Annotated in this window: 1 protein-coding gene; it reads left to right on the forward strand. The window is 70.1% G+C overall.

The genetic code is table 11. The features are described 5' to 3' along the window. Positions 1 to 268 precede the first annotated feature (268 nt). Positions 269 to 693: DUF5685 family protein (locus KUM32_RS41615; protein WP_254406808.1), on the forward strand; the 425-nt coding region annotated here is incomplete at its 3' end.

A 693-nucleotide genomic window follows, 5' to 3' on the forward strand; every position in this document is an offset into this window, starting at 1 on the left:
AGGCCAAGCCAAGCACTCGCCTTGCGCACCGATCCCATGGACGCCTCCTCTCACGTGCGGTGGGTACTGTCCGCTCCTCTATGGTCGGCCATGTTGTAGATGATGTGCCAAGCGGATTGCCGCCGCACAGGGGATTCGTGACGGTACTGGTGCACAACGCATGCCCAGGAATCAGAGTTCCTCCCCTGCAGGGGGCCTGACGGCATGGTAGTTAGACTCGCCGGCTAAATGAGTGACGCCACGCGGCGTACGGGGGAACGAGGAAGCTTTGTTTGGGATTGTCCGACCATGTCGGCATCGCTTGTCGGATCGTCTCCGCACCGACTGGATGGCACATCTGTGCGGGCTGTGCCTGGCGCTACGGGCCGACCACGGCCAGTTCGCCCGAGTTGCCACCAACTATGACGGCCTGATTATTTCCGTCCTGGTGGAGGCCCAGTCGCCGGAGGCCACCCGCGCGGCCGGGCGGCGCACCGCCGGCCCCTGCCCGCTGCGCGGCATGCGCACCGCGCCCGTCGCGCGCGGCGAGGGCGCCCGACTGGCCGCCGCCGTCTCCCTCGTGCTGGCCTCGGCGAAGGTCCGGGACCACATCGCCGACGGCGACGGAGCGCTGGGCCGCCGCCCGGTGGCCGCCGCGGCCCGCCGGGTGGCCACCCGCTGGGACCGGGCCGGCGCGCTCACCGGCTCCGACCT

It is taken from the genome of Streptomyces sp. AC627_RSS907, assembly GCF_019049165.1.